At 62.2% G+C, this 23,764-nt stretch carries 29 protein-coding genes; 23 read left to right on the top strand and 6 right to left on the bottom strand.

Going from position 1 to position 23,764, the window contains the following annotated elements; all coding sequences use genetic code 11:
• Positions 1 to 42: 42 nt before the first annotated feature.
• Positions 43 to 756 carry a GntR family transcriptional regulator gene (locus IEV82_RS17000; protein WP_188483221.1) on the bottom strand — a complete coding sequence of 238 codons (714 nt, stop codon included), beginning with the start codon at positions 754 to 756 and terminating at the stop codon, positions 43 to 45.
• A gap of 288 nt (positions 757 to 1,044) precedes the next feature.
• Here IEV82_RS17000 and IEV82_RS16995 point away from each other — a divergent pair, with 288 nt between their 5' ends.
• The 16 genes from IEV82_RS16995 to IEV82_RS16925 all read left to right on the top strand — a co-directional run bounded on the left by IEV82_RS16995 (position 1,045) and on the right by IEV82_RS16925 (position 16,444).
• Complete coding sequence (locus tag IEV82_RS16995) at positions 1,045 to 2,694, top strand: ABC transporter substrate-binding protein (protein WP_188483220.1); 1,650 nt, start codon at positions 1,045 to 1,047, stop codon at positions 2,692 to 2,694.
• Between the two features lie 66 nt (positions 2,695 to 2,760).
• Entirely contained in the window at positions 2,761 to 3,714 is a 954-nt protein-coding gene (locus IEV82_RS16990; protein ID WP_188483219.1) for an ABC transporter permease, read from the top strand.
• 3 nt (positions 3,715 to 3,717) lie between these two features.
• Positions 3,718 to 4,605, top strand: coding sequence for an ABC transporter permease (locus IEV82_RS16985; protein ID WP_188483218.1), 888 nt, complete (start codon positions 3,718 to 3,720; stop codon positions 4,603 to 4,605).
• Complete coding sequence (locus tag IEV82_RS16980; protein ID WP_188483217.1) at positions 4,602 to 5,576, top strand: ABC transporter ATP-binding protein; 975 nt, start codon at positions 4,602 to 4,604, stop codon at positions 5,574 to 5,576. The genes IEV82_RS16985 and IEV82_RS16980 overlap by 4 nt, the downstream gene beginning before the upstream one ends.
• Positions 5,573 to 6,592 (top strand): ABC transporter ATP-binding protein, encoded by a 1,020-nt coding sequence (locus tag IEV82_RS16975; RefSeq protein ID WP_188483216.1) that lies wholly within the window; start codon positions 5,573 to 5,575, stop codon positions 6,590 to 6,592. Before IEV82_RS16980 ends, IEV82_RS16975 begins: the two co-directional genes overlap by 4 nt.
• The gene (locus IEV82_RS16970; RefSeq protein ID WP_229747885.1) at positions 6,589 to 7,251 is read left to right on the top strand and encodes an aspartate/glutamate racemase family protein; all 663 of its coding nucleotides are present in this window, start codon (positions 6,589 to 6,591) and stop codon (positions 7,249 to 7,251) included. Before IEV82_RS16975 ends, IEV82_RS16970 begins: the two co-directional genes overlap by 4 nt.
• A gap of 214 nt (positions 7,252 to 7,465) precedes the next feature.
• Positions 7,466 to 7,750, top strand: coding sequence for an STAS domain-containing protein (locus IEV82_RS16965; RefSeq protein ID WP_188483215.1), 285 nt, complete (start codon positions 7,466 to 7,468; stop codon positions 7,748 to 7,750).
• A gap of 19 nt (positions 7,751 to 7,769) precedes the next feature.
• The gene (locus IEV82_RS16960) at positions 7,770 to 8,138 is read left to right on the top strand and encodes a response regulator (protein WP_188483214.1); all 369 of its coding nucleotides are present in this window, start codon (positions 7,770 to 7,772) and stop codon (positions 8,136 to 8,138) included.
• Complete coding sequence (locus IEV82_RS16955) at positions 8,135 to 10,147, top strand: chemotaxis protein CheA (protein WP_188483213.1); 2,013 nt, start codon at positions 8,135 to 8,137, stop codon at positions 10,145 to 10,147. The genes IEV82_RS16960 and IEV82_RS16955 overlap by 4 nt, the downstream gene beginning before the upstream one ends.
• Positions 10,144 to 10,626, top strand: a complete 483-nt coding sequence (locus IEV82_RS16950) for a chemotaxis protein CheW (RefSeq protein WP_188483212.1) — start codon at positions 10,144 to 10,146, stop codon at positions 10,624 to 10,626. The genes IEV82_RS16955 and IEV82_RS16950 overlap by 4 nt, the downstream gene beginning before the upstream one ends.
• On the top strand, positions 10,626 to 11,399 hold the full coding sequence (locus IEV82_RS23695) for an MCP four helix bundle domain-containing protein (RefSeq protein WP_229747884.1): 774 nt from the start codon (positions 10,626 to 10,628) through the stop codon (positions 11,397 to 11,399). The genes IEV82_RS16950 and IEV82_RS23695 overlap by 1 nt, the downstream gene beginning before the upstream one ends.
• Positions 11,400 to 11,404: 5 nt before the next feature.
• Positions 11,405 to 12,307 (top strand): methyl-accepting chemotaxis protein, encoded by a 903-nt coding sequence (locus IEV82_RS23690; RefSeq protein WP_373285243.1) that lies wholly within the window; start codon positions 11,405 to 11,407, stop codon positions 12,305 to 12,307.
• Complete coding sequence (locus IEV82_RS16940; protein ID WP_188483211.1) at positions 12,307 to 12,771, top strand: chemotaxis protein CheW; 465 nt, start codon at positions 12,307 to 12,309, stop codon at positions 12,769 to 12,771. Before IEV82_RS23690 ends, IEV82_RS16940 begins: the two co-directional genes overlap by 1 nt.
• Positions 12,772 to 12,778: 7 nt before the next feature.
• Positions 12,779 to 13,618 carry a CheR family methyltransferase gene (locus tag IEV82_RS16935; protein ID WP_188483210.1) on the top strand — a complete coding sequence of 280 codons (840 nt, stop codon included), beginning with the start codon at positions 12,779 to 12,781 and terminating at the stop codon, positions 13,616 to 13,618.
• 2 nt (positions 13,619 to 13,620) lie between these two features.
• Positions 13,621 to 14,718 carry a protein-glutamate methylesterase/protein-glutamine glutaminase gene (locus IEV82_RS16930; protein WP_188483209.1) on the top strand — a complete coding sequence of 366 codons (1,098 nt, stop codon included), beginning with the start codon at positions 13,621 to 13,623 and terminating at the stop codon, positions 14,716 to 14,718.
• A gap of 4 nt (positions 14,719 to 14,722) precedes the next feature.
• Positions 14,723 to 16,444 carry a hypothetical protein gene (locus IEV82_RS16925; RefSeq protein WP_188483208.1) on the top strand — a complete coding sequence of 574 codons (1,722 nt, stop codon included), beginning with the start codon at positions 14,723 to 14,725 and terminating at the stop codon, positions 16,442 to 16,444.
• Positions 16,445 to 16,476: 32 nt separating this feature from the next.
• Here IEV82_RS16925 and IEV82_RS16920 read toward each other — a convergent pair whose 3' ends face one another.
• From IEV82_RS16920 to IEV82_RS16905, 4 genes are all read right to left on the bottom strand, one after another.
• Complete coding sequence (locus IEV82_RS16920; RefSeq protein ID WP_188483207.1) at positions 16,477 to 17,100, bottom strand: TetR/AcrR family transcriptional regulator; 624 nt, start codon at positions 17,098 to 17,100, stop codon at positions 16,477 to 16,479.
• 537 nt (positions 17,101 to 17,637) lie between these two features.
• Entirely contained in the window at positions 17,638 to 18,456 is an 819-nt protein-coding gene (locus tag IEV82_RS16915) for an ABC transporter substrate-binding protein (protein ID WP_229747883.1), read from the bottom strand.
• 31 nt (positions 18,457 to 18,487) lie between these two features.
• The gene (locus tag IEV82_RS16910) at positions 18,488 to 19,228 is read right to left on the bottom strand and encodes an ATP-binding cassette domain-containing protein (protein ID WP_229747882.1); all 741 of its coding nucleotides are present in this window, start codon (positions 19,226 to 19,228) and stop codon (positions 18,488 to 18,490) included.
• Between the two features lie 7 nt (positions 19,229 to 19,235).
• Complete coding sequence (locus tag IEV82_RS16905) at positions 19,236 to 19,943, bottom strand: ABC transporter permease (protein WP_188483205.1); 708 nt, start codon at positions 19,941 to 19,943, stop codon at positions 19,236 to 19,238.
• A gap of 271 nt (positions 19,944 to 20,214) precedes the next feature.
• Here IEV82_RS16905 and hmuQ point away from each other — a divergent pair, with 271 nt between their 5' ends.
• From hmuQ to IEV82_RS16870, 7 genes are all read left to right on the top strand, one after another.
• Complete coding sequence (gene hmuQ / locus IEV82_RS16900; RefSeq protein WP_188483204.1) at positions 20,215 to 20,541, top strand: heme-degrading protein HmuQ; 327 nt, start codon at positions 20,215 to 20,217, stop codon at positions 20,539 to 20,541.
• A gap of 224 nt (positions 20,542 to 20,765) precedes the next feature.
• Positions 20,766 to 20,936 (top strand): hypothetical protein, encoded by a 171-nt coding sequence (locus IEV82_RS16895; protein WP_188483203.1) that lies wholly within the window; start codon positions 20,766 to 20,768, stop codon positions 20,934 to 20,936.
• Between the two features lie 5 nt (positions 20,937 to 20,941).
• Positions 20,942 to 21,106 carry a hemin uptake protein HemP gene (gene hemP / locus IEV82_RS16890; RefSeq protein ID WP_229747890.1) on the top strand — a complete coding sequence of 55 codons (165 nt, stop codon included), beginning with the start codon at positions 20,942 to 20,944 and terminating at the stop codon, positions 21,104 to 21,106.
• Complete coding sequence (locus tag IEV82_RS16885; RefSeq protein WP_188483201.1) at positions 21,103 to 21,585, top strand: hypothetical protein; 483 nt, start codon at positions 21,103 to 21,105, stop codon at positions 21,583 to 21,585. The genes hemP and IEV82_RS16885 overlap by 4 nt, the downstream gene beginning before the upstream one ends.
• Positions 21,586 to 21,635: 50 nt before the next feature.
• Positions 21,636 to 21,896, top strand: coding sequence for a DUF1289 domain-containing protein (locus tag IEV82_RS16880; RefSeq protein WP_188483200.1), 261 nt, complete (start codon positions 21,636 to 21,638; stop codon positions 21,894 to 21,896).
• A gap of 55 nt (positions 21,897 to 21,951) precedes the next feature.
• Entirely contained in the window at positions 21,952 to 22,374 is a 423-nt protein-coding gene (locus IEV82_RS16875; protein ID WP_188483199.1) for a hypothetical protein, read from the top strand.
• Between the two features lie 106 nt (positions 22,375 to 22,480).
• Entirely contained in the window at positions 22,481 to 22,951 is a 471-nt protein-coding gene (locus IEV82_RS16870) for a Dps family protein (RefSeq protein ID WP_188483198.1), read from the top strand.
• A 64-nt stretch (positions 22,952 to 23,015) separates the two neighbouring features.
• Here the strand turns inward: IEV82_RS16870 and IEV82_RS16865 are convergent, their stop codons facing one another.
• Positions 23,016 to 23,735, bottom strand: a complete 720-nt coding sequence (locus tag IEV82_RS16865; protein ID WP_188483197.1) for a GNAT family N-acetyltransferase — start codon at positions 23,733 to 23,735, stop codon at positions 23,016 to 23,018.
• Positions 23,736 to 23,764 lie beyond the last annotated feature (29 nt).

The following is a 23,764-nucleotide window of genomic DNA, read 5'->3' as shown; positions in this document are numbered from 1 at the left end:
CAATATGACAGGTTTCGGGATCAGTGACCTGACCCGCTCGGCTCAGTCGCCCAGCATGTCCTTGAGAGTCAGGTTCGAGGTATCGCCCACGTCGAAGCGCAGCGCCGAATGAAGCTCGACAAGATGGCTGCGCATCAGTTCCTCGGCCTCGGTCGCATCATTGCGTTCCAGCGCGTCGATCAGCGCGTTGTGGCAGCCCTCGTCGCAGCGCGTGCTCGACCGGGTCCAGTACAGGGCGATGATCAGCGATGACCGGGACACGAGGTTTTCGATGATCTCGGCGATCGTGCGCTGGTTCGCGATCTGGGCGATCATCACGTGAAACCGCCCCGACAGCCGAAGCGCGCGGCCGGATTCGTTGTCGCGCATGGCATCGTGCTCTTCCTGCGCATGCAGGCGCAGCGCCCGCACATCGGCACGCCCCGCGCGCATCGCCGCCTCGCGGGCCGACCGGGGTTCGAGCAGTTCGCGCGCCTCGAACACTTCGCGGGCTTCGCGCGGCGACGGGTTGGCGACACTGGCGCCGCGATTCGGGCGCAAGGTGACCAGATGCGAATGGGCCAGCGCCTGAAGCCCCGTGCGCACGATGGTGCGCGAGACGCCGTAGAATTCCGCCAGATCGGTCTCGGCAAGGCGCATTCCCGGCGGAAGCCGCTGTTCGAGAATGGCGCGCTCAACGCCAGTATAGACAGGGTTCTGCACCATATCCGCCTGAAGCCCGCGGATGAAACTCGCCTCTTGCTGCGTGATGCTCATGTTTGGACTGCTCACGTTTGTATACAGTTTTCGCATGCCCTTTTCCCCTGTTTGGGCCGGAATGTCATCCCCAGTTTCCCCGCTTTCCGCGCGGTCCTCTTTTATGCCTATAAATCAGGCATTTGCGTTGGGAGTGAGTGAAATTCAAGCTATTGTGAACTTTTTTAATTGATAACGTATACAATCTGATACTCACTTGTCGACGTGAGTTGGCGACTTCTCATTCTCACCTTCAAGGACACGGCCGGACTGAGTGGCTTGGTCCAGACGTTCAACAGGAGTAATGAAATGAGGAATACCTTGTACCGATCCTCTGCGATCGCACTGATGACAGCCATGCTGGCTGCAGGTCCGGTCTGGGCCGAAAAGACACTGACCATCGGCATGACTGCTGCGGATATTCCGCGCACGTCCGGCCAGCCGGATCAGGGCTTTGAAGGCAACCGCTTTACCGGCATCCCGATGTACGATGCGCTGACGCATTGGGACCTGTCGTCGGAAACCGAACCGAGCGGCATCGTCCCCGGCCTTGCCACGGCCTGGGCGGTGAACCCGGACGACACGACCAAATGGACCTTCACGCTGCGCGAAGGCGTGACCTTCCATGACGGATCGCCCTTCAACGCCGAAGCCGTGGTCTGGAACGTGCAGAAGGTGATGGACGAGGCCGCACCGCATTTTGCCCCCGATCAGGTGGGCGCCACAAAGTCGCGCATGCCGACGCTGGTCTCGGCCCGCGCCATCGATGATCTGACCGTCGAGCTGACGACCACACAGCCCGACAGCTTCCTGCCGCTCAACATGACGATGCTCTTGATGGCGTCGCCGACCCATTGGCAGTCGCTTTACGATGCCGTCGATGCGGCGGTCACCGACCCCAAGGAACGCGCCGCCGCGGCATGGAGCGCCTTCGCGTTCGATCCGTCGGGCACAGGCCCGTTCGAAGGCGATCTGTTTGTGCCGCGTGAACGGTTCGAGATGGTCAAGAACGAAAACTATTGGGATCCGGCCCGTACCCCGACCATCGACCGCGTGGTTCTTGTGCCGCTGCCCGATTCCAACGCCCGTACCGCAGCCCTGCTGTCGGGTCAGGTCGACTGGATCGAAGCCCCTGCCCCGGACGCGATCCCGCGCATTCAGGCCGAAGGCAACGTGATCTATTCCAACCCGCAGCCGCATGTCTGGCCGTGGCAGCTGTCGTTCCACGAGGGCTCGCCCTGGCTGGACAAGCGGGTGCGCCATGCAGCCAACCTCTGCGTCAACCGCGAAGAACTCCAGGTTCTGCTGGGCGGCTACATGGGCATCCCCAAGGGGTCGGTCGAGCCGGGTCACCCGTGGTGGGGCAACCCGTCCTTCGATATTCGCTACGATCCCGATGCGGCACGTGCGCTGATGACCGAAGCGGGATTCTCGACGGACAACCCCGTCAAGGTCAAGGTCCAGACCTCGGCATCGGGTTCGGGTCAGATGCAGCCGGTCACGATGAACGAATACGTGCAGCAGTCGCTGGCGGATTGCTTCTTCGACGTGGAGCTGGACGTTCTGGAATGGAACACCGTGTTCACCAACTGGCGCAAGGGTGCGGCGGATGAAAGCGCACGGGGCGCCCATGCGATCAACGTGTCCTTCGCCACGATGGACCCGTTCTTTGCGATGGTCCGCTTCGTGTCGACCGAAACCTTCCCACCGGTGTCCAACAACTGGGGCCTTTTCGGGAATGACGAGTTCGATGCCCTGATCGCCGATGCCCGCACGTCCTTTGCGGATGCGGATCGCGACGCGGCATTGGCCCGCCTGCACACCCGGATCGTCGAGGAGGCACCGTTCGTCTGGATCGCCCATGACGTGGGTCCGCGCGCGATGTCGTCCAAGGTCGGCAACGTGACCCAGCCAAAGAACTGGTTCATCGACATCGCCCCGATGACGATCGAAGAGTAAACTACAGCAACCTTTGGGGTCGCCCCGGTTTCGGGACGACCCCTTTTTTGACAGGCCACCCCGCCCATGATTTCGTTCATCCTGCGCCGCATTCTCTATACCGTGCCGATCATGCTTGGCGTGTCGCTGGTGTGTTTCGCGCTGGTCCACATTTCCCCCGGTGATCCGCTCGTGTCGATCCTGCCGCCGGACGCGTCGGTGGAATTGCAGCAGCAGATGATGGCGATCTATGGCTTCGACCGCTCCTATCCCGAACAGTTCCTGCGCTGGCTGGGTCGCGCGGTTCAGGGCGATCTGGGAAATTCAATCGCGACAGGGCGGCCCGTGGCATCCGAAGTGTTCAACGCGGTGGGCAACACGCTTATCCTTGCGGTCACGGCGACAATCATCGGGTTCACGCTAGGCGGGCTCTTCGGCTTTGTCGCGGGGTATTTCCGCGACAGCTGGATCGACAAGCTGGCCACTGCGATCTCGGTGATCGGCGTGTCGGTGCCACATTACTGGCTGGGCATGGTCATGGTCATCATCTTTTCGGTCGAGCTGCGCTGGCTGCCCGCAACAGGCGCCGGCCCCGGTGGATCAAGCCAGTGGATCTGGGATTGGGAGCACATGCAGTACCTGATCCTGCCCGCCATCACGATGTCGGTGATCCCCATGGGCATCGTCGCGCGCACCGTCCGCGCGCTTGTCGCCGACATCCTGCAACAGGAATTCGTGTCCGGCCTGCGCGCCAAGGGCCTGCTGGATCGCGGCGTGCTGGCGCATGTCATCAAGAACGCCGCCCCCACCGCGCTGGCCGTAATGGGGTTGCAACTGGGCTACCTCCTGGGCGGGTCGATCCTGATCGAAACCGTGTTTTCGTGGCCGGGAACAGGGTTCCTGCTGGGACAGGCGATCTTTCAGCGCGACCTGCCACTGCTGCAGGGCACCATCCTCGTACTCGCGATGTTCTTCGTCATCCTCAACCTGCTGGTCGACGTGGCGCAGACCTCGCTCGATCCGCGCTTGCAAAGGGGCTGAGACATGGCTGTCACCGCAGAAACCATCGCGCCTTTGGCCACCATCGAGAAATCACAAGGCTACTGGCGCTCGGTCTGGACACGATTCCTGCGCGACAAGGTGGCGGTCTGCGCTGGACTTGTCGCGGCCGGTCTGGTGCTGATGGCGATCTTCACGCCGTGGATCGCGCCTGCCGATCCGTTGCAAGGCAGCATGATCAAGCGCCTCTCGCCCATCGGAACCGAAGGCTATCCACTGGGGGCCGACGAGTTGGGCCGCGACATGCTGAGCCGTCTGATCTATGGCGCGCGCCTCTCGCTGTTTATGGGGGTCGTGCCGGTGCTGATCGCCTTTGCCATCGGGTCGACCATCGGCATCGCCGCCGGATACCTGGGCGGTTGGGTCAACACGATCACCATGCGCGTTCTCGACGTGCTCTACGCCTTTCCGTCGGTGCTGCTGGCAATCGCGATTTCCGGCGCGCTGGGTGCGGGCATCCTCAACGGGCTCTTGTCGCTGACGGTCGTCTTCATTCCACCCATTGCCCGCGTGGCCGAAAGCGTCACCACATCGGTGCGCAAGCTTGAATATATAGAAGCGGCACAGGCCAGCGGAGCATCGAGCCTGCAGATCGTGCGCGATCATGTGCTGGGCAACGTGCTTGGCCCGATCTTCGTCTATTCCACCAGCCTGATCTCGGTGTCGATGATCCTTGCCGCGGGCCTGTCCTTCCTTGGCCTCGGGGTGAGCCCACCCAATGCGGAATGGGGATTGATGCTGAACACGCTACGCAACGCGATCTATGTCCAGCCCTGGCTGGCCGCCCTGCCCGGCGTGATGATCTTTCTCACCTCGATCTCGTTCAACATGCTGAGCGACGGGTTGCGGTCTGCCATGGATGTCAAGCAATGAGCGCGCCGATCCTGTCCGCCCACAACCTCGTCAAGCATTTCAACGCCGGTGGCTTTGGTGCGGCCCGCAAGGTGGTGCGCGCGGTCGATGACGTGAGTTTCGAACTGGCCCCCGGCGAAACGCTGGGCGTCGTCGGCGAAAGCGGATGTGGCAAGTCCACGACCGCCCGCCTGCTGGTGCAATTGCTGACACCCGACAGCGGCAGCGTCCGCTTCGATGGCAAGGTTGTTGGCCCGGAACTGCCGCTCAAGGCGTTCCGCAGCAAGGTGCAGATGGTGTTTCAGGACAGTTTCGCCTCGTTGAACCCGCGCATGACGATGATCGACGCGGTGGCCTTTGGCCCGATGGTGCATGGCGCTTCACGCGGTGAAGCCACGCGCAAGGCGCAGGACCTGCTCGACAGGGTCGGGCTGGACCCTGCCCGCTTTGGTGGGCGCTATGCGCATGAGCTGTCCGGCGGGCAGCGGCAGCGGGTCAACATCGCCCGCGCGCTGGCCTTTGATCCGCAGGTGATCGTGCTCGACGAGGCTGTGTCTGCGCTGGACAAGTCGGTCGAGGCGCAGGTGCTGAACCTGCTGATGGACCTGCGGCGCGAACGCGGTCTGACCTATGTCTTCATCAGCCACGACCTCAACGTGGTGCGCCATATCTCGGATCGGGTGATGGTCATGTATCTGGGCGAAGTGGCCGAGATCGGACCCGCGGAAAGCCTCTACAGCGCGCCGCGTCACCCCTATACCGAAGCGTTGCTGGCGGCGATGCCCTCGCTTGATCCGGACCGGCGCACGCTGGAGGCACCGCTGGCAGGTGATCCGCCCAATCCGATCGACCCACCGCCGGGATGCCGCTTCCACACCCGCTGCGCCCACGCCTTTGGCCCCTGTTCGACGCAGGTTCCGGTATCCTACAAGGTCGGCAAAAGCCATGTCGCCGCCTGTCATCTCAACACCTCCAAGGAGCAGGTCGCATGACACCGCTTCCGTCGCAGTCCGACACGCCGCTTGTCCGGGTCCATGACCTGTCTGTCCGGTTCGCTGGCACGCCGCCCGTTCATGCGGTGAACAATGTCAGTTTCGATCTGGCGCCAGGCGAGGTTCTGGGCATCCTCGGGGAAAGCGGGTCGGGCAAGAGCGTGACGCTCAAGACCCTGCTGCGCCTTTTGCCTGAACGGAAGACGCGGATCACCGGCACCATCGAGGTGGATGGTCAGGACGTTCTGTCCCTGCAAGGCCGTGCGCTGGCCGATCATCGGGGCGGTGTTGCGTCGATGATCTTTCAGGACCCTTCGCTGGCACTTGATCCGGTCTACACCATCGGTCAGCAGATCGCGGAAACCGTCATCCGCCACGAGGGTGCATCCAAGACCGACGCGATGGCGCGTGCGCTGGAAATGCTGGAACTGGTCCGCATCCCGTCGGCCAGGCGGCGGCTGGACAATTACCCGCACGAGATGTCCGGCGGCATGCGCCAGCGCGCGATGATCGCGCTTGCCCTTGCCTGCCGCCCAAAGCTGCTTCTGGCGGACGAGCCGACAACGGCGCTGGATGCGACAGTCCAGATCCAGATCCTGCTTCTGCTGCGCGACTTGCAGCAGGAACTGGGCATGGGCGTGATCTTTGTCACTCATGACATCGGGGTGGCGGTCGAAGTGTCCGACAGGCTGGCCGTGATGTATGCGGGCAGCTTTGTCGAAACCGGGTCGGTCCGGGACGTGATCCGCGATGCGCGCCATCCCTATTCCAAGGGGCTTCTGGCGGCCAATCTGGTGGGGGCTGTGCCGGGAACGCGGCTCGATGCGGTGCCCGGTGCGCCGCCAGCGCTGAGCGCATTGCCCGAAGGCTGTTCCTTTGCGCCGCGCTGCGCCCATGCCGAGGCGGCCTGCTCTGCAAGCCCCATTCCGGTCTGGACCGGTGGTGACGGGCGTTGGGCCCGCTGTGTTCAGGCAAGCCGCGCCGAGGCGATGGCGGGTGCAGGGGGCCGTTCGTGACCACACGCGCAAAACCGAGGATTGCCATCCTCAACCCCAATTCGACCGAACGGATGACCACCGAAATGGTGACAGTCGCGCACGCTGCTGTGGGTGCACTGGCCGAAGTCGTCGGCATGACCAACCATCGCGGCCCGGCTTCCATCCAGGGCCCCGAGGATGCGGAGCTGTGTCTGGACGGGCTGTTTGCCCTCTTCGACGAGGCGCGCCATCAGGGCGCGGATGCGGTTGTGATCGGGTGCTTTGACGACACGGGCATTGCCACATTGCGCGCAAAAGGCGGCCTGCCGGTGATCGGCCTCGGAGAGGCGGGATGCATCGCGGGCAGCCTTGCCTCGGCACGGTTCGCGGTCATCACCAGCCTCGATGTGTCGGTGCCGGTGATCGCGGAAAACATCCGGGCCATGCGGTTGGATGACCGCTGCGCCGGGGTTCACGCGTCGGGCGTGCCTGTGCTCGAGCTGAACACCGGAGCGGACAGCCTCCGGCGTGTGCAGGTGGCGCTCGATCGGATCGCCGCCATCCATCCCGGCAGCAGCCTTGTTCTGGGGTGCGGCGGCATGACGGCCATGGCCGCGCATTTCACCGCGCCCGAGGGCAGCATCATCGTCGATCCGGTGGCCGCCTCTGCGCATATGTGCCTCGCAGCGCTGTCGTAGTCTCACGCGCTCGGGAGAGCCGTGCGCGCCCAGCGCGACGCGTATCTTTGGATACCCGACGTTTGAAAATAACTTATATATTCTAGAGCTTTACACCTGAATTCCCACGCCAGAACACTCTGACCGACCCCCTCGGGCGTGCCGCCCCCTAAAAGGATGCGGCACCTGTTCGTTAAACCTCGCAACAGGGGTGACGACGAGGGAACCTTGCACAGTGTCCATTCCAACATACGACCTGCCGACCAAAGCCACGATGTCCGAATGCGCGCAGGTTCAGGCATCGCTGCGGCAGATGATCGAAGACCATGACGCAATTGTCGTCACCTGTGGCCAGGTCACGCAGATCGATCTTGCGATGCTTCAACTTCTGATCAGCGCCCGGAAGACCGCAGACCGCGATGCCAAGTCGTTTTCCGTCCTGTCCCAAGGGAATGGCACGTTTGATGCACGGCTCGCGGAGTTCGGTATCTGTTTTTCCCGAAAACCTGACCGGATCTGATCAACAAGGATAACATGACATGGCAAAAACCGTTCTCGTCGTAGACGACTCTCCGTCTGTTCGCATGATGGTCCGAATGACGCTTGAAGCCGCCGGGTATGGCATCATCGAAGCGGTGGACGGTCAGGACGCGCTCGAAAAGGCGACCTCGGTTCATGTCGATGCGGTTCTGACCGACCAGAACATGCCGCGGCTCGACGGTCTGGGCTTTATCCGCAAGTACCGCGAAACGCCGCACTCCGTGGGTGTGCCGGTCGTATTCCTGTCCACGGACAGCGACGCGGCGCTGAAAGCGCAGGCCAAGGAGGCGGGTGCGACGGGATGGATGGTCAAACCGTTCGACCAGACCCAGATCCTTGCCGTTGTGAAAAAGATCGTCGGCGCATGAGCGAAGTTGACGATATCGGGGCCGAGATCTTCAGGCAGGAGGCCACGGAGCTTCTGCACTCCATCGAGAAAGGCCTGATGGATCTTGAAGCCCGGCCCTCGGATACGGAGCTGATCAATTCGATTTTCCGCAGCATGCACACGATCAAGGGATCGGGTGCGATGTTCGGGTTTACCGAGCTTTCGCAGTTCGTGCATGAATTCGAAACGGCCTTTGACGACCTGCGCAATGGGCGCGCGGTGGTGACTTACGACCTGATTGGCCTGTCGCTTCAGGCCTGTGACCAGATCGGCAAGCTGATGCAGAGCACCGAAGGCACCGAGGCGGAAAACCGGCGCATCCTTGCCAACCTTGGCCGTCTGATGCCCACCGTTGAAGCGGATGCTCCTACCGCCACGCAAGACACCGCGCAGAGCCCGCAACCGGTCGAAAACGGCCCCTCTGGCAATGTCATGACGATTGTCCGCTTCTGGCTGGGCACGGATGCCTTGCGACTTGGCACCAACCCCGCCCTGCTGATCGACGAACTGCGCGGGTTCGGCGACACCACCATACGCGCGCTTGAGGACCGGGTTCCGACGCTGGGCGATCTTGACCCGACCGATTGCCATGTCGGGTGGGAGATCGAAATCGCTGCCGATCTGTCCGACGCCGATATCGACATGGTGTTCATCTTCGTGCGCGATGACATGGACCTGACCGTCGAACGCCGTGTTGAACAGCTGTCCTTTGCTCCGGAGGCACCGCAATCCCTGCAAGCCCCGATCGCGGACCCTGGGACCGAGCTGCCCGCACTGCCGAAGGCCCAACCAGCGAGTCCACCGAGTGCGGGCGAAACCATGCGGGTCGCCACCGAACGGCTGGACGAATTGATGGACCGTGTTGGAGAGCTGGTCATCGCCGACGCGCGGTTGCAGGCCCTGACCGAGGCGACAAGCGACCCCGCGATGATGGCCGTGGCCGAAGACATTCAGCGCCTTGTCGCCGGTCTGCGGGATGCCACGATGTCGATGCGCATGGTGCCCATCGGAAGCATTCTGGGACGGTTCCGGCGCCTGATGCGCGATCTGTCGGCGTCGCTGGGCAAACCGCTCGACTTTGTCACGGTTGGTGAAGACACCGAACTGGACAAGACTGTCATCGAACTGCTGGCCGACCCGCTGGTGCATATCCTGCGCAATGCTGTTGATCACGGGCTGGAACGCCCGGAGGAGCGGCGCGCGGCGGGAAAACCGGAAACCGGGATGATCGAACTCGGCGCGCGCTATTCGGGTGCCGAAGTTCTGATCACCGTGCGCGACGATGGCCGCGGTCTGAACCCCGGGAAAATCCGGGAACGGGCGATCAGCCGCGGTCTGATCTCGGCCAAGGACGATCTGAGCGAAAGCGAGATCTTCCGCATGATCTTTCAACCGGGGTTTTCCACGGTGGACAAGGTCACCGAACTGTCGGGGCGCGGTGTCGGGATGGATGTGGTCATGCGCACCATCGGGTCGTTGCGCGGCGAGATCGACCTTGCCTCCGAACCGGGGCAAGGCACGACGCTGACCCTGCGCCTGCCGCTGACCCTTGCGATCATCGACGGCATGCTGATCGACGTGGGCGGCGAACGCTACACCATCCCGCTGGCCGCAGTCGAGGAATGCGTGGAGCTTCCGGCGCAGCATGTGGTGAGCAGTGGCGGATCGTCCTACCTGAACATTCGCGGCGACCTTGTGCCCTTCCTGCGCTTGCGGCACTTGTTCGACATCGACGGTGCACCGCCCGAATTCCAGAAGGTCGTTGTGGTCTCTTCGACCGGGGGACGCGTCGGACTGGTCGTTGATCGCATCATCGGCAATTACCAGACCGTCATCAAACAGCTGTCGCAGTTCCATGCCGGTCTGAAGTTCTTTTCCGGGGCCACGATCCTTGGCGATGGCACGGTCGCGCTGATCCTCGACGCCAACCAGCTTGTCATGCTTGGCCGAGACCTGGAATTGCGCGCCAGACGCGGGGTCGCCGCATGAAACGCGATTGCCAAATCGACATCCTCACCTTTCGGCTTGGCAGCGAGAAGCTGGCCATTCCGGCAGAATACCTGCGCGAAATCCTCGAGATGGTACCGATCACCCGCGTGCCGCAATCGGGCAGTTTTGCCACTGCCCTGATCAATGTGCGCGGTGTGGTGGTTCCGCTGACCGATCTGCGGGTCGCGCTGCGCATTCCCCACAGCGCGGCGACCGAGGACACCCGCGTGCTGGTACTCGATCTGCGCAACGGGGACGAAAAAACGACCGTGGCCGTTCTGGCGGATCAGGTCGAAGAGGTTACGATCATGAACACGGCCGATATCGGCGATGTCCCCCCTGTCGGATCTCCATGGCCACCGGAATTCGTTCTGGGCATCGGCCGGCACAGGGGTGCTTTCGTGATGTTCCCCGACCTCGACATGATTTTCAAAACATACAGTGCCGCAGACGCGGTGAATGAAAAGGTATCCGCGTGATGACACTGCAAACCTCCGCCCCGAAAGGCTTTTTTCGCAGCCTTTCGTCCAAGATCATCGCCCTGCAGGCATTGACCTTTGTCGCCATGATCGTCGTCGGAGTGGCGGGGCTGTTCGGCATGGAGAGAATCCTGGACCGCATGGAGACGATCTTTGCCGATCGCATCGTTCCGGTGCAGCAACTCAAGGAAATCAACGACCTTTACGTCTCCGAGTCCCGCATCATCGTCGACGCGGTCTGGGCCGGCGAGATCAGCTGGCAGGACGCATCGACGATTGTCGATCGCAAGCAGGCCCGCATCGAAGAACTCTGGGGCGCGTACCTCCTGACCTACCTGACACCGGAAGAGGTGATCCTGAAGGATGCCGTTGCCGCCAACAAGGGCGCTGCCGACCGCGCGTTGGAGCAGTTAGCGACCCTCATCGAAACCGAAAACCGGGGTATTGTCCGCGATTACATGCGGGAGTCCTTCTATATCGCCATTGACCCGATCTACCAGTCGCTGGGCGATCTGACCCAGTACCAGCTTGGCGAAGCAGACCGCCAGACCGTTGCGGGCCAGACAATCGCCCGCCAGACGCAGATCGTGATCAGCGTCATCAGCCTGCTCGTGATACTCACCTCGCTTGTGATCGTCTGGGTGTTCACAAACCGCATGAAACGCGCGCTTGCGTCGGCCGTTCGTCTGGCCGAGGGCGTTGCGAATGGCGACCTGGCAAAACCATCGATAAACGAAGCAATGACGAAATCGGCGACTTGCTGTCGGTTCTAAACACCATGGTCCTGCGTTTGCGCGATGTGGTGGCTAACGTATCGACCGCATCGCGCGACGTGGCCTCTGGCGCGGCGGAAATGTCTTCGACCTCCGAAGCGCTCAGCCAGGGTGCCACCGAACAGGCCAGCGCGACCGAAGAAGCCTCTGCGTCGATGGAACAGATGGCCGCCAACATCAAGCAAAGCGCGAAGAACGCCTCTGACACCGAGAAAATGGCGCTCAAATCCGCTGCGGATGCACGCGAGAGCGGAGAAGCGGTGGCCCGTGCCGTCACGGCCATGCAGACCATCGCCGAGAAAATCCTGGTGGTGCAGGAAATCGCGCGCCAGACCGATCTGCTGGCTCTCAACGCGGCGGTCGAAGCAGCCCGCGCCGGTGAACATGGGCGCGGGTTCGCGGTTGTGGCCTCCGAAGTGCGCAAGCTGGCCGAACGCAGCCAATCCGCAGCAGGCGAGATTTCCAACCTCTCGGGCAACACGGTGCGGGCGGCACGCGAAGCGGGCGATATGCTCCAGGACCTGGTGCCCGATATCGAACGCACATCGCATCTCGTGGCCGAGATTTCCCGTGCCAGCCAGGAACAGGATGCCGGCGCCACGCAGGTCAACATCGCCATCCAGCAGCTTGACAAGGTGACCCAGGAAAACACCTCGGCGGCAGACGAGATGTCCACCACCGCCGAAGCGCTGGCCAGCCAGGCCGAACAGCTGCAGGCCGCGATCAAGTTCTTCCTTGTCTCGGACGACGTGCAAACCGAAGCGCCTGCCTTCATGCGTGCCCCGGCCAAGACCGCGATCCGCCTTGTTGCCAGCAAGGACCGGAAGGCTCAGGGCGGGTTCGATTTCGACCTGCGCAACACCGAAGATGATCTGGACAGCAATTTCCGCCCCCGGAGTGCCCGTTGATGTCCACGCTCGGTTCCGTTCTGACACTGGCCTGTGACGACGAGATGTTCGCGCTGCCAGTCGAACGGGTTCAGGAAATCCTCGATCTGCGTCCCATCACCCGGCTGCCGAACGCGCCGCCGCACCTTCTGGGGATGATTGATGTGAGAGGCAGTGGCGTCGCGGTCGCCGATCTGCGGGCAATGTTGGGCATGGCACCAACAGCCGACACCGAGATGTCGCGCATCGTCGTCCTCTGGGTTCAAACCGAAGGGCGTCGCACCGTGGTTTCGTTCCGCGCCGACCGCGTGATCGAGGTCACGGCGCTGGACAATGACGATCTGGAGGAACTCCCGGTCGCCGGGCTCTTCAACTGGCGGGACCGCATGATCGCGGGCATCGGCCGTCGTCACGGCGCCATTGTCACCGTGCTCGACATGGACCGGATCTTTGCCGGTCTGGCCCCCGAGCTCAGTGTGGCATGACCTTATCATGAACCCGACAGCAAACACGAAGGCGCAGCAGGGCTTCGACAGTTTCACGCGCATGGTGCACGACACGATCGGAATCTGCATTCCACAAACCAAGCGCAACATGATCGAGGCGCGGTTGGGCAGCCGTGTGCAGGCACTTGGGCTGCGGGACATTCAGGACTATTTCCGCCACCTTTTCGTGGAGGGCGGGCTGAGATCCGAGATGGTCCATATCGAAGAGACAGTCACGACCAACAAGACCGATTTCTTTCGGGAGAAAGACCATTTTCAATACCTGCGGGACACCATTCTTGGGGGCCGGACGCAGCAAAACGGCACCGCGATGTTCAGGGCATGGAGTGCCGCATCCTCGACCGGGGCAGAACCCTACAGCATGGCTATGCTGTTTGCCGAACACGCGCTGGTCTCGCCCGATTTCAACTGGAGGGTTCTCGGCACGGATATCTCGGGCCGGGTCCTCGAACATGCGCGCCGGGGCATCTACTCCGGAACGGTGATCGACCCGGTGCCGGATGCGTTGCGCGCGCGCTACCTGTTCGAGGGGCAGAAGGAATGGCAGGGCAAGTGGCGCATCGCGCCGCTTCTGCGCAACCGCGTCCATTTCAAGAAGCTGAACCTGATGAACGACGAGTACGAGGTCGACGCCAATCTTGATGTCATCTTCCTGCGCAACGTCCTGATCTATTTCGATCCCGAGGATCAGCTTGCCGTGCTGCGCAAGGTCGCTCGGCATGTTGCGCCGGGCGGGCACCTCTTTGTCGGTAATTCCGAAAGCATGATCGTACGTATGTCACATTTCCGCCAGGTCGCACCGGCGATCTATCGCAAGGAACCATAGATATGACAAAACCCATCAGCGTTCTGATCGTCGATGACAGCGTTGCCGTCAGAACGGCCTTTTCGGCGATCATCAACGCCGATCCCGGCCTGACGCTGTTCGGCACCGCCAGCGATCCGTTCGTCGCCGTCGAGCGCATGCGCGACGATCTGCCGGACGCGATCCTGCTGGACATCGAGATGCCCCGGATGGACGGGCTGACCTTCCTGAAAAAGATCATGGCGCAATGCCCCGTGCCGGTCATCGTCTGCTCCAGCCACTCGCAGACGGGGTCGATCGCCGCGATGACCGCGCTCGACCTTGGCGCGGCCGAGGTTCTGGCAAAGCCCGATCTCACCACAATCGACGCGCGTGCCCGGGCGGGGTTGCGGATCGGTCAGGCGGTGCGCACGGCGGTCGGCGGGAAACCCGGCGTGACACATCGTGGCAACAACACAGATGAGGGCCGCAGCGACGGGCGGCTGTCACCCGACAAAATTCTGACCCGGCAACCGGCCATCCGGAAGGCTGCGCCAACGCCTCTGGTCGTGATCGGATCGTCAACCGGCGGACCGGACGCGCTGCGGCAGGTCCTGACGGGGCTTCCGGAGAACGCTCCGGCCATTGCCATCGTCCAGCACATGCCTGCGGAATTCACCGGTCCGCTGGCCCGGCGGCTCGACGGGCGCAGCAAGATCGACGTGACCGAGGCGCGCTCGGGGGATGTGCTGCAAGCTGGCTGTGCCCTGATCGCGCCAGGCGATCAGCACCTCGTGGTGCACCGCGAGGGCCGTGGCTACGTGGTCGAGGTCGTTGGCGGGCCATACGTGTCGCGCCACCGGCCTTCGGTCGATGTGCTGTTCCGCTCTGCCGCACAGGCCGCTGGCGAGAATGCCATGGGCGTGTTGCTGACCGGCATGGGCGACGATGGTGCGACCTGTCTTGCAGAAATCCAGCAATGTGGCGGCTATACCGTGGCGCAGGACGAGGCAAGCTGCGTGGTCTTCGGCATGCCGCGCTCTGCCATCGAGGCCGGGGTTGTCGACAAGATTGCCCCCCTGTCGGACATGCCCGGAGAAATCATGGGCTGGTTCGGTGGCAAACTTCGCAAGGCGAGCTGATCCGATGAAGGACATGTGGTCCGATCCGCGTCTGACCCCGGGTGGGTCAGCGACCGGCATTGCGGATAGCGCGGCACGTGACCGGGCGGTTGCAGAGCTGTGCCGGAAGACCGAGGACGTGTTCCTTGAAGCAGGTGATCACCTTGTGGCCATCTCGGGTGCCTTGGGTCAGACGCAGAGCGTGCTTGCCCTCTTTGACGAAATGAACGCGAAGGGCACTCTGACCGAACTGCGACAGCACAGCCAGTGGCATGACAGCGAAATGCGGGCGCTGTCGGACGAGGTCTTCAAGGCGCTCGGGATCCTGCCGGCGCTGATGGAGCGTGCGCGCGGTGTTGACGGTCAGGTGCGCGACCTGCGTGACAGCCTCAAGATGATGAACATCGTCGTTCTGAATGCGAGGATCACCGTTGCCACGACTTCGGTCGGACATCGGGACAGCCGGTCCAACCTGACCGGCTTCACCGAGGACGCCACCCGCCTTGTCGCCGAACTGGGAACCATCCTCGGCGGGCTGGACGAGGCGATGCAACGGATCAAGGCAGGCAGCGGAGATGCGCTGGACCATGCACGCCTTCTGGGTGATCTGCTGACCTCCAGCCTCAAGGGCCCGGTCGCATCTCTGAACACCGCGCTTGGCACGTTCGAGTCCCATATCACGAAACTGGGATCAGCCAGCGCGGACATCGCTGACCGCTCCAAGGCGCTGATGGGCGCGTCTGCCATCGCCGTCTCGGGTTTGCAGATCGGCGACACCACGCGGCAGCGGCTGGAACATGTTCAGGTCATTCTCGAACATATCCCCGGCGCACCGGACGAGGCCGACGCGCTGACTGCCTTGGCTGCGCGTCAGATGCAGGACATCGCAGCGGCGCATGTCGATGCGGTGGAGGCTGTCCGCGACGGATCAACGGCGCTGCAGGATGGCATCCTGATGCTGCTGCGCGACCACCTGATGATCTTCGAACAGCGCAACGGGTCGCGCCGACTGAAGTCCGGCCTCGAAGACATCGAGGACAGGATTGGGCAAGCCGTCGGTATACAGGGCGTGCTCATGGAGTTCGCGCGGTCCCTGTCACGGGAATTCGACGCCCTGACCAAGGTCATCGCGGCGGGCGAACTTTTCGAGACGCACATGCGGATGATCGGCATCAACGCCGTGATCGCCTGCGCCCGGCTGGGTCGGCGCGGTCTTGCTTTGCGCGAAATTGCCGGGCAGTTGCAGCAGCTTGCCCGCGACGTCTCGGATCGCCTGCCTGTCGTCAAAACCGAACTCGCCGAAATGACGATTCTGGCAAGCGAGGCGATCGGCCTGCTCGAGGCGGCCTGCCAACGGGCAAACGCACTCCCGCAAGGTGCGGTCCGTCACGTGTCGGACGGTGTCCGCGAGATCGGTGATGCCGCCTACCGGAGTGCCGAAATCGTCTCCGCGATCCGAAAGACACTCGACGGATCGCGCGGATGGCTCGGCCCGGTGACGGATCACGCGCATCTCATCGAAAGAACCGCCCGGCATTTTGCGGTCGATCTTCAGGATGACGGTTTCCCGGAAAAGACGGGCGGCGTCGCGGCCGAGATGTTCAACACGTACACGATGGAGCGCGAGCGCCTGATCCATCGCAAGCTGTTGCGTGCCTCCGTGGAGATCCCAGAGACCGCAGAACCCGGGCCCGAGGACACACAGGCACAGACGGATGGCGAGATCTTGGACGATATCTTCTTCTGAAGCGGCCGCATCCAAACCGATCTTGTCGCAGATCAGGGATGTGCCATGCCCGCAGGCGTGACGTCCGCCTCCAGCATCTGCCGAAAGAACGCGTCCCGCTCCTGCTCTCCATCCGGAAGGTCGATATAACCCGACAGGATCAAGTCAGCCAAACCATGCGCGCGAGTCCAGCAGGCCAGAACAAGGATGCGTTCCTGCGGGTGCTGCATCGGGTCGCAGCCGCGCAGCGCGCCGACCGCCTTGGCAAGATGCAGGAAAGCTCCCAGTGCAGCGGCCTGCAGATCGGACCCGTCCTTCGGCGGTTCGCGCGAGCCGAAGAGCAGCCGGAACATGGCCGAATTGGACAGGGCGAAATCCAGATAGCCCTGCCCGGTGGCAATCAGCTGTTCATAGGGGGCCTCAGCCGTGCGATCCTGCCGCGCCTGCATGCAGTCGATCAGCCGCAGGAATCCTCGTTCTGCCAAGGCATCCAACAGGCCCGCTGTATCACCGAAATGATGCGCAGGGGCCGTATGGCTGACCCCCACGCGGGTCGCGACATGGCGCAGCGAAAACCCAATAACGCCTTTCTCGGACAGTTCCGCCTCACCCGCGTCCAGAATGGCGCGGCGCAAATCGCCGTGGTGATAGGGTTTCGGAGGAACCGGACCGCGCATGTCACAAAACTTTCGTGCAGGTGGGGAAACAAATCTTGACAGTGGAAAGATAGAAACTAAAGATGCCAAGTTGAAAAGTAAAGATTGCCCCAGGGCGAGTAAGGTGTCCGAGACCGTGTTTTCCGCCGCAAATGACGCCCTGCTCGGATCGGTGAAAGCGCCACGCTACGATGGCCGCGTTCTTACCACCTTTTTGCAAGGCCCCATGACGGGTGATTCCAGTGATGAAACGGCCCCTCCCCTGACCTGCGACACCCGATCCGCGACAGGTCTCGCTGAGCCTGTCGCCAATCGTTTCCTGGGCTACGGATGCCACGGGACCATGGCGCATGAGACCCGACGGAACTGCTCTCGAGGTCCCGGGCTGCAGGCTCTGGATCTTTCAGGCACAGACACGGCGGCGGGTGCAATGATCCCCTGACCGCTTCGGAATCCCTGTCCTTGATTGGTTTGTCAGTATGAGTGTGACAGGGAGCCCTGCTCCGCGTAGCAACGCGGGGCAGGGTTTTTTCATCACCGGATCGGCGGTAAGCAACCTCAGTTTGTCGGAGCGTTCGGAAAGAACAACTGCTGATCGGCGACCGTGTATGCGGCGATCGCCTCCTGACCTTCGGCAGACACCAACCAGTCGGCAAGAGTCTGCGCCGCGTCGATATTCACGTTCGGGCATTTTTCCGGGCTGACCGGGATCACACCATACTGGTTGAACAGGTCGTCATCACCCTGAACGCTGATCTGGTAATCCTGCTTGTTGCCAAAGCTGATCCATGTGGCGCGGTCGGTGAGAACATAAGCCCCCATGCCGATCCCCGCGTTCAGCGTGGCACCCATGCCCGATCCGGTCTCGCGATACCACCCACCGCTTGACGCGGTCGGATCGACATCCGTGCTGGCCCAGAGAGACAGCTCTTTCTTGTGCGTGCCGCTATCGTCACCGCGCGACGCGAACATGACACCCTGTTCGGCGATCTGGGTCAATGCAGCCTGCACATCGGTCATTCCGACCACACCCGCCGGATCAGAGGCCGGGCCGACGACAACGAAATCGTTGTACATCAGGTCAATCCGTTCCGTACCGAAGCCGTCGGCGACGAACTTTTCCTCGGACGCCTTGGCATGGACCAGAAGCACGTCGCCATCGCAATTCTCGGCATTCTTGATCGCCTGCCCGGTGCCCACGGCAACCACGTTCACCTGGATGCCGGTTTCCGCCTGAAAGAGCGGCAGAAGGTAGTCATAGAGTCCCGAATTGGCCGTGGAGGTGGTGGATTGCACGATGATCGACGTGTCCTGTGCCGAAGCGGCACCGGCAAGGATCATCGCGATAGCGGTCGCGGCAAAGCGGTTTGAAGACATGGGGGGGTCCTCCTTCATTTATTGGCAAAAGTCAGACGACAATTCTGCCGTTCACGTAATCCCGAGCCGCCGCGCAGCGCGGTTCCGGGAAAAAGTCGGATGCCGGGCTGTGCTCCGCGATGCGGCCCCGGTGCAGGAACACAACATCATCCGCCATGCGCCGCGCCTGTCCCACGTCATGCGTCACCAGAACAACCCGAACGCCGCGCTGCCGAGCGTCGGACATGATCCGTTCGATGGCCAGCACCGATGCGGGATCGAGACTGGCGGTGGGTTCGTCGAGAAACAGAACCTCCGGATCGGTGGCCAGCGCGCGCGCCAGCGCCAGACGCTGTGCCTCGCCGCCCGACAAAAGACGCGCGGGCTGATCCGCCTTGTGCAGCAATCCGACATGCTCCAGCAGCGCGGTGCGCCGTGACCTGTCCTTGCGCCGCGCCTTGAGCACGAAGTCGATATTCGCCGCCACAGAGCGCCGCAAAAGAACCGGCTTCTGAAACACCAGCGCCTGCCGCGACATCACTTCGGACGGGCGGGCGCCACCCCACAGGATGTCGCCCGACCCCGGCGCGATCAATCCGTGCATCAGCTTGAGCAACAGGCTTTTTCCGGCCCCGTTCGGCCCCATGATGACGGTGCACCCACGGGAGCCAAGATCCAGCGACACCCCGTCCAGCACCGTCGCACCGCCAAACCGCAGCACCACGTCCCGCATCGTCAAAGGCAGGATCGGTGACACCTGCGTCGCGCGGCTCTCGGGGGCGGTTCGCATCATCGACGCATCAAACATAGGCTTGCCGCGCGGCCGTCATGCGCACGGATTGCACCGCCGCATTCACACCCAGTGCAATCGCCAGAAGGATCATGCCAAGCGCCAGCGCCAGACCAAGTTCGCCCTTGGATGTCTCGAGCGCAATCGCCGTCGTCATCACCCGCGTCAGATGGTCGATATTGCCGCCCACGATGATCACCGCACCCACCTCTGCCACGGCGCGCCCGAACCCCGCCAGACCCACGGTCAAGAGCGAATAGCGGGCATCCCACAGCAATGCCTGTACCGTCTGCAGCCGCGTCAGGCAAAAGGACCGAAACTGGTCGGCGTATTCGGTGTGCAAATCTTCGAGAACCTGCCGCGACAGGGCCGCAATGATCGGGGCGATCAGGATCGTCTGGGCAATGATCATCGCGGTCGGCGTATAGAGCAGCCCCAGAAATCCAAGCGGCCCGGAGCGCGACAGGTGCAGATAGACCAAAAGCCCCACCACGACGGGCGGCAATCCCATCAGCGCGTTCATCAGGATCAGCACTGCATTGCGTCCGCGAAACCGCCCAATCGCGACAAGCGCGCCAATCGGCAGGCCGATCATGCAGGCAAGCACGGTGGCGGTGAGGCTGACCTGCAACGACAGCAGCACGATTTCCAGCAGGTCGGGATCACCGGACAGCACCAGCGCGACAGCAAGGCCAAGAGCGTCTCCGATGCTTTGCAAGATTTCCCCTGACTTGCAGAATTTACGGTGCCTGCGAAGTTATGCAGTTTGGCCCGAAGAGTTCAAGACCAGCAGGTCATGAAAGATATGTACAAATGATACCCTTGGGGTCAGGGAACATCGCGCCTTGCATCATCTTGGAGAATTTCCCAAATCTGAAGGTACATTCCGCCGGACCGCGCCGCCCTAGGCTGGTCTTCACCCTGCCCTATGCGCGCCTGACCTGATAGGATCGCGCCAAACCCACGGATGAACACAGGAAACCGACCCGATGTACCTTGCCATGAACCGCTTTACCGTCCCGCTTGAAAACGCGTCAGAGTTCGAAAACCTGTGGCTGTCGCGCGAAAGCCGCCTGCAGGAGATGGACGGCTTTGTCTCGTTCAACATGCTCCGGGGACCGGAAGAGGCGGGCAGCGTGCTCTTTGCCTCACACACGATCTGGGCCACCGAAGCGCATTTCCGGGCCTGGACCACAAGCGCGGAATTCCGCGCGTCCCACGCCCGTGCAGGCGACACACGCACGCTCTATGTGGGCACTCCGAAATTCGAAGGGTTCACCTCGATTCAGGAAATCAACGCGCTTCAGGCGACCTGACGCCTGCAAACCCCTCTAAACCTGCGGAAGCAGCACCTTTGACCCCTGCCGGGGTTGCAGGCGACTGCGCCGTTTTGATGTCGCTCTTTTTTCTTGACTAAAAAAGTCGGATAACGATAGTGGGATTATATCCGACTTAATTGCTCGGCTTTATATCACGCGCAAACGCGCACCCATCCCAGCCACCGCCGCGGCAGCCCGGATGTCAGAGAAAGGAGTGACCCATGACGACACCCGAGCCGAAAACCCCGACCGGGCCGGCGCAGCAAAGCGCTCTCGGATGGTGCGACCTGATCCAGTCCAACAGCGACCACGGCACCATCGAAGGCTTCGCGCTTGAACAGCTGATCGACATGCAGCGCGACCGCAGCCTTCGGTCGGGAGAGGCACGATGAGCCTGATGCAGAACCTCCCGCACCCGCGCAACATCGACGATATCGACGGCACCGCCAGTTATGACGCGCGCGACCTGATCGTGAACGGACTCAAGGCGGAAATCGTGCTGGACGGGCAGACCTATACCCTGCGCATCACGCGCGCCGGAAAGCTGATCCTGACCAAATGAAGGATACGCTGGACATAGCAGGCAGCACCGTTGTCGGTCAGCTGACCGATATCGCGCCATGGGAAGCCAAGCTGATCCTGTCGATGCGCCTCTGGATGGACGGGCCCGACGGGCAAGCCGAGGTCTGGGGTCAGTTCGCGCGCTGCTTTGGCACGCGACAGGGCCGGACAGAACTGCGCCAGTTCGAAACCTTCCTTACGCGACTTGTGACCTGCGCCCGCAGACCTCTGGTGCGTCATGGCCTGAGCTGCAGCTGCATCGGATCGGACGAAGCTGTTCTGCGCACATTGGTGAGCGAGGCCGAACGTGGCGACCTTGCCGAAGCCGCCCTGATCGCAAGCCTGATCGCGCCCGCCCATCACGCGGAACCCTTGGCCCTGATGGCCGCGCGCGTAGGTGCTGCAATGAAAGACATCACCCGGCACGTCCCGCAGGTGCCGCGCCAGACCCCCATCTCTTCAAACCGCAGGCTCCACTGACCCTGCCCCAGCCAGACAAAGACAGCCGTCTTTTTTCAAGCGAGGACACCATGGCCAAAGTACCCAGCCCATGCATCGGCGTTTGCAAATTCAAACGCGAAGGCCATTGCATCGGATGTTCGATGACGAAACCACAGAAATCGTCGTTCAAGGCGCTCAAGAAGAATTCGCATCGCGAAGCGTTTGTCGAACTCGTCATTGCGCAACAGACCTGCATGGGCCGTTACAAGCACTGGGAAGACGCCTATGCCAAACGATGCGGCAAGAAGAAAGTGAAGCTCGAACTTCTGAAGGGCGGCAAGGCGGCGTGATCCGGGCCGCAGCCAATCAACCCCCGTCCGACACTCAAAGTCCAAAAGGCACGCAATGACCGCAGCGCAACGCGATATTTCAAAACTCCAGACCAGCGATCCGGGCATCCGCACGGATATAGAGCCTTTTCTGGATCACCTGCGACTCACCGCAAGCGCGGCGCGCTGCAAAAGCTATGTCGATCTCTTTGGTGCCTGCGCGTCGCTGTCCCGCGAGCGCCATGTCGCCTTTCAGGCAGCCTCGGATCTGCTGATGCGGTGCCTGTCGCAGGCACTCGGGCAACGCCCCGTCTGGTTCCGTCCCGGCGAGGCGGAAACATCGTTTGACGAGGACTGGCTGCTGGCCCTTGCCCGCGCCCTCAAGCGCGAGGACCTGTCCAGCGCCACCTTTCTGCTGCACTCGCGGGTGCCCATACATGCCCGGCGTACGCTGATTGCATTGCTGCGCAACGTGGTCGACAATTTTGATTGGATTTAGAAAGATTCTAAAACAACTTGTTGTCCCCGAACCGGGGACTTATCTTGATGGTGCAAGCCAGCCCGCCGCCAGCCAGCACCCGATTCATTCATGCAGGAGGTGAACAATGACACAAACGGCACAATCCCTATCGACCGACGCATCGACGCAGATCGCGGACGCCCTCAACCAGTGTGTGGCGGAAACCGCGGTGACCACGATGCTGGCCCAGAATTTCCATTGGAACGTGACTGGCATGGCCTTTGGCCCGCTGCATGACCTGTTCCAGAAGATTTACGAAGACCATTTCGTCGCGCAGGACGATCTGGCGGAACGGATCAAGGCGCTCGATGCCCATGCCGAAGGCACGCTGGCCGGGATGCTCAAACGCTCCAAGGTGACCGAGACCGACGGCGCACCATCCGCAGAGGACATGATCCGCCTGATGAAAGAAGCTCAGGAAACGCTTGCCGAAACCATCGCGGGTGCGGGCGAACTGGCCGCAAAGCATGGTGACACGCTGACCGAAGACTTGTGCATCGCGCGCGGCCAGACCCACGAGAAATTCGCCTGGATGCTGCGCTCGCATCTTGCGTGATGCATAAGGCCGCGTCCGGTTTTCGGAGGCGGCCTTGTCTGAACGTGGCTGTTCCTGACCGGGTTCAGCGGGAACGACGAAACACCGACCAGCCCGGCCCGGCCACGCCGTCTGACTTGAAGCCCGCTTTTTCCAACACGCGCCGCGATGCCATGTTGCCGTCTTTGACCCGCGCGATAAGCGTGCTCAGGGATGGGTCCTCCACAAAGCTCTGATTGACGAACGCAACGACGGCGGCACCGGCCATGCCCTGCCCCCAATACGCGCGCCCGATCCAGTAGCTGAGTTCCGACAGGCCCGAATCCGTACCACCCGGATCACGGTGCAACCGCACTTGCCCGACAGGCAGATCGTCGTGAAGAACGGCGTAGACCTCATGATGAGGGCCGTCATTCGCGATCTCGATCAGCGTTTCGGCAAGATCCACGGTGAACGGGTCGGGATACGGCTCTGGCAGGGTGTCCCAAAGCACCGCGTCGTCAAGAAGGTCGGTCAGACGCTGCGCGTCGCTGGCCTCCCACGGACGCAGATGCAGGTGAAGTGCAATATCCGGGTGGTCCCGACTGGACCGGGGATGACGCGGATCGATCACCTCTTTCGGATTGAGATCGTCGATCCCGTCGGCCAAAATCCACCCGCTTTGCAGCGGATCAAACGCGACAGGAATGGCTTCCGATTTGCAGTACGCCAATTCCTCGGGGGTCAGGATGCCGTCGGATCGCAACCGGTCCAACCGCAACAGGCGACCGCTTGGCAGGGTGCGTACCTTGTCGGTTGGCGACATCACTTATCCTCCCGATGTTCGGCGGTATG

The sequence above is a fragment of the Marivita lacus genome (assembly GCF_014637725.1).
Taxonomy (GTDB): Bacteria; Pseudomonadota; Alphaproteobacteria; order Rhodobacterales; family Rhodobacteraceae; genus Marivita; species Marivita lacus.
The sequence above is the reverse complement of the archived record's forward strand: the minus strand, read 5'-3'. Positions and strand labels throughout refer to the sequence as shown.

Coding starts and splice junctions, on each gene's coding strand:
- IEV82_RS16935 (WP_188483210.1), top strand. CDS start 12,779: ATGAACCCGACAGCAAACACGAAGGCGCAGCAGGGCTTCGACAGTTTC.
- IEV82_RS16975 (WP_188483216.1), top strand. CDS start 5,573: ATGACACCGCTTCCGTCGCAGTCCGACACGCCGCTTGTCCGGGTCCAT.
- IEV82_RS16915 (WP_229747883.1), bottom strand. CDS start 18,456: ATGTCTTCAAACCGCTTTGCCGCGACCGCTATCGCGATGATCCTTGCC.
- IEV82_RS16865 (WP_188483197.1), bottom strand. CDS start 23,735: ATGTCGCCAACCGACAAGGTACGCACCCTGCCAAGCGGTCGCCTGTTG.
- IEV82_RS16985 (WP_188483218.1), top strand. CDS start 3,718: ATGGCTGTCACCGCAGAAACCATCGCGCCTTTGGCCACCATCGAGAAA.
- IEV82_RS16995 (WP_188483220.1), top strand. CDS start 1,045: ATGAGGAATACCTTGTACCGATCCTCTGCGATCGCACTGATGACAGCC.
- IEV82_RS16885 (WP_188483201.1), top strand. CDS start 21,103: ATGAAGGATACGCTGGACATAGCAGGCAGCACCGTTGTCGGTCAGCTG.
- IEV82_RS16955 (WP_188483213.1), top strand. CDS start 8,135: ATGAGCGAAGTTGACGATATCGGGGCCGAGATCTTCAGGCAGGAGGCC.
- hemP (WP_229747890.1), top strand. CDS start 20,942: ATGCAGAACCTCCCGCACCCGCGCAACATCGACGATATCGACGGCACC.
- IEV82_RS16880 (WP_188483200.1), top strand. CDS start 21,636: ATGGCCAAAGTACCCAGCCCATGCATCGGCGTTTGCAAATTCAAACGC.
- IEV82_RS16930 (WP_188483209.1), top strand. CDS start 13,621: ATGACAAAACCCATCAGCGTTCTGATCGTCGATGACAGCGTTGCCGTC.
- hmuQ (WP_188483204.1), top strand. CDS start 20,215: ATGTACCTTGCCATGAACCGCTTTACCGTCCCGCTTGAAAACGCGTCA.
- IEV82_RS17000 (WP_188483221.1), bottom strand. CDS start 756: ATGAGCATCACGCAGCAAGAGGCGAGTTTCATCCGCGGGCTTCAGGCG.
- IEV82_RS16950 (WP_188483212.1), top strand. CDS start 10,144: ATGAAACGCGATTGCCAAATCGACATCCTCACCTTTCGGCTTGGCAGC.
- IEV82_RS16940 (WP_188483211.1), top strand. CDS start 12,307: ATGTCCACGCTCGGTTCCGTTCTGACACTGGCCTGTGACGACGAGATG.
- IEV82_RS16895 (WP_188483203.1), top strand. CDS start 20,766: ATGACGACACCCGAGCCGAAAACCCCGACCGGGCCGGCGCAGCAAAGC.
- IEV82_RS16920 (WP_188483207.1), bottom strand. CDS start 17,100: ATGCGCGGTCCGGTTCCTCCGAAACCCTATCACCACGGCGATTTGCGC.
- IEV82_RS23690 (WP_373285243.1), top strand. CDS start 11,405: ATGGTCCTGCGTTTGCGCGATGTGGTGGCTAACGTATCGACCGCATCG.
- IEV82_RS16980 (WP_188483217.1), top strand. CDS start 4,602: ATGAGCGCGCCGATCCTGTCCGCCCACAACCTCGTCAAGCATTTCAAC.
- IEV82_RS16875 (WP_188483199.1), top strand. CDS start 21,952: ATGACCGCAGCGCAACGCGATATTTCAAAACTCCAGACCAGCGATCCG.
- IEV82_RS16925 (WP_188483208.1), top strand. CDS start 14,723: ATGAAGGACATGTGGTCCGATCCGCGTCTGACCCCGGGTGGGTCAGCG.
- IEV82_RS16870 (WP_188483198.1), top strand. CDS start 22,481: ATGACACAAACGGCACAATCCCTATCGACCGACGCATCGACGCAGATC.
- IEV82_RS16990 (WP_188483219.1), top strand. CDS start 2,761: ATGATTTCGTTCATCCTGCGCCGCATTCTCTATACCGTGCCGATCATG.
- IEV82_RS16960 (WP_188483214.1), top strand. CDS start 7,770: ATGGCAAAAACCGTTCTCGTCGTAGACGACTCTCCGTCTGTTCGCATG.
- IEV82_RS23695 (WP_229747884.1), top strand. CDS start 10,626: ATGACACTGCAAACCTCCGCCCCGAAAGGCTTTTTTCGCAGCCTTTCG.
- IEV82_RS16910 (WP_229747882.1), bottom strand. CDS start 19,228: ATGATGCGAACCGCCCCCGAGAGCCGCGCGACGCAGGTGTCACCGATC.